The sequence below is a fragment of the Methanospirillum sp. genome (genome assembly GCF_028679455.1).
Lineage (GTDB): Archaea > Halobacteriota > Methanomicrobia > Methanomicrobiales > Methanospirillaceae > Methanospirillum.
This window is the reverse complement of the sequence record NZ_JAJRBM010000432.1, coordinates 1-3,353: the sequence shown is the minus strand read 5'-3', so window position 1 is coordinate 3,353 and position 3,353 is coordinate 1. Positions and strand designations below refer to the sequence as shown.

The following is a 3,353-nucleotide window of genomic DNA, read 5'->3' as shown; positions in this document are numbered from 1 at the left end:
ATCTCTGTTGCTGCCGTATCTTCAAGGAACTCTCTTTGGCTGGTCATCTACAATACAAAATGGTTCTCAGAGTAAATAATTGTTTTCAAGAATAATCTATTGTGAATATTATTCACTGCCAATATTGTCTTCGATGTGAAGTTAAAAGTGCCAGACTGAAACAGATTGTTGCGGAACGTGATCACAATCGGGGCCCATTTTGAGTTATTGCGGAATCGTTGCGGAAAACTGCGCAACCCAATTATCACCCCATTTGGGCATCAGGCTGCGTAATAACCACCAGTTTAGGATCATGATCCCTTATTGCGGAATTGCAAACTACAGATGATACTACAAGATAGGTCTCCCCATCACCAACTAACCTCCCTGTATTTTCACATATTCCGCAATGCGTACATAAAATAATAATATTATTGTTTAATTCCTGATCTGACCCGTAATCACTCATGAATTCATTGCGGAAATTTCCGCAATAAGTCCGCAACTGTCCGCAGTTCCGCAACAACCCTGACCAGGCGAGTTATTATCACCTGAAGATGGATACAGTAATTTCCTTGCATTCCCTGAAAGTAAGAATCCGGAGTTTTCTCTCTCTTAAAAGGTTACAATCAAAGAAGAAAATAAAGTGAGATCTCATCGAATGTACCAAAAAATATTTTTTGGTGGATAAAATCATATGCCTTTTAAATTTGCACTGCAATTAGGGTATACGGGAGGATTACATAATGGCAGTCAGGTTCATATCACCTTTTTGGGGAATCATCCTTTGTTTATTGATATTTCAGATATCTACCGCATATATGGGAGAGAACGGGTCATTCACCAGTGATCATGAACTCGCTTTGAATACTTTACTCAACACCTCACAAACCCTGTATGCCCCTCATCAAATTCTTGTCAGGTTCAATACGCCAGAGGCACATAACCAGACTCGTGCTCTCTCTTCAATCGATCAGGTGAATGCAATACATGCATTAATAGGGGCACAGGCTGTCTATTCCTCATCCCAGAACTTTGTCCCAGGTCTCCAGTCGGTAAAGATCCCGGATGAGATGACTGTTCAGGATGCAGTAACATGGTATCAGAATCAACCGTCAGTCTTGTATGCAGAACCGGATCATCAGGTCTTCCTTGACGATGCACCGTCTCCTGGTATAACCTCTTCATCAGTAAATACTACCCGAGTGCCTTCAGATCCGTTCTATCCGCTTCAATGGAACCTGAAAAATACCGGGCAGTATGGCGGGACCCCGGGAGCAGATATTCATGCAGAAGAGGCCTGGAATCTAACTACCGGATCTGATGTCGTCGTTGCCGTAGTCGATAGCGGTGTTGATTACCTCCACCCTGACCTTAAAGATAATATCTGGACTGACCCGGTCACCGGCCTTCATGGATACAATTTCTATGATAACAATACTGATGTCATGGATTATGACGGCCATGGAACCGCTTGTGCCGGTATCGTTGCGGCAGTCGGGAATAATGGCATCGGAGCAACCGGTACCGCATGGAAAGCAAAAATAATGGCATTAAAGATGTCGAGCGGTGGTGCGGGCTGGGTATCTTCCGCGATACAATCCTATGAGTATGCAACTCTTCACCATGCTGATATTATCACCAATTCCTGGAGGATAGCATATAGAAATCAGGCGCTATTAGATGCAATAGCAACATTTCCCGGTATCATGACCTGGAGTGCGAGCAATGAAGAGAGTGATGTTGATGGGTATATCGATAAGATGCCACAATTCCTCCAACCGAATGTCATACCAGTCATGTCCACCGATGACCATGATAAAAAGTCATCGTTCTCCAATTATGGGAAAAAATCGATCTTTATCGCTGCTCCGGGCTCCAATATTCTTCTCCTGAAGCCAATGAAACATGACCAATCGTCTCCGAATTCAACGAATCTCTCGTTCCAGGAGATTCCCTATACGTATAGTAATGGTACATCATTCTCTTCTCCCATGGTAGCGGGTGTTGTCGCGTTGATGAAGTCGCTCCATCCGGAGTATACGAACGTTCAAATAAAAGGAGCATTGGTACGATCAGCAGATAAAAATCCCGATATATTCAGGTATTGCATTGCAGGAGGCAGGATCAACGCTTCTGCTGCAGTTCGTCAGGAAGTATCTCCGTACGATGCTATCGGATCTATGAACATGCCACCGATAATGCATACGAATACTCCGTTTCAATGTAACATCACCATACAGAATGCAGGAACAGAGACCTGGAATTCTAACACGTCGATATCGCTGATAGCACAAAACCGGGATGCAATCCTCATGGGACCGGAACAGATCGCATATCCGAAAGGAACGACGACCGCTCCTGGTGAGTATGTATCATTTACCTTTCAGGGTACATCCCCTGCACAATTTGGTCATTATGATCCTTCATATCGGCTTTCTGATCTGAATGGGGGATTCGGACAGGCAGTGAATGCAGATTGTACCGTAACGGAAGCTGAGGCCCTTCCTGATGTTCCGCTTGTTCAATTTGATTCTGCTATGATTTCATCGGGCCAGTACCTCTATCTTATTGGAGGCAGAACCAATGATTATCCTTCTAATATATCACCGTTCAGATATGACATCGTGAACAAAATCTGGAGGATGTTAACCGAAATGCCTGAATGTGTATCCTATGTCGATGCTTCATTGATAAATGGGAAGGTCTACGTTCCTGGAGGATATAATGGTAGTATAAGGCCTTCTCTCTGTGACCCTACATTAAAGGTATATGATATCACTAATGATTCGTGGTCACAGACTCCTTTTGACAGGAAAGTTCCCGGTAGATGGGCATATAAAACGGCAGTTCTCGGGGATCGGATGTATGTAATGGGAGGATTTATTGATTATAAGACGGTCACCAACCAGGTCTTCTGCCTGAATACAACCACCGGTCAATGGAGCCAGGCTCCCTCAATGCTCACCAATCGGACACAGTTTTTTGTATCATCAGGAAACGGAACGATTATCGTGGCTGGGGGATTGGATTCATACAGTGGTATTTTTGATTTCGATAAACATACTTTGAGATCTGCTGAACGGTTTGACGGTGAGAAATGGTCTTACCTCCCGGATATTCCGGATTCGATAGGCTGGGATTATGGTGCGAGTGGATCGGATCCTGATGGTTCGCTCTGGATCGCAGGAGGTCGCAGAGTTACTTCTGAAGGTGTGGTTTACAGTGATATCGCACATTTTTCTGTCCCAAACAAGAGTTGGACGGTCACCCCTGACCTCCCGACGATGATGTATCCACGTTATCACGATGTCGGCTGTATAGCTGAAGATGGATATCTGTATAGCGCTCAGGGAGTCAATTACTCTGCTTAT

The 3,353-nt window shown here is 44.3% G+C and carries 1 protein-coding gene; it reads left to right on the top strand.

The genetic code is table 11. From position 1 onward, the window contains the following. Window positions 1–800: 800 nt before the first annotated feature. Window positions 801–3,353: S8 family serine peptidase (locus tag LUQ50_RS14915; RefSeq protein WP_300041046.1), on the top strand; the 2,553-nt coding region annotated here is incomplete at its 3' end.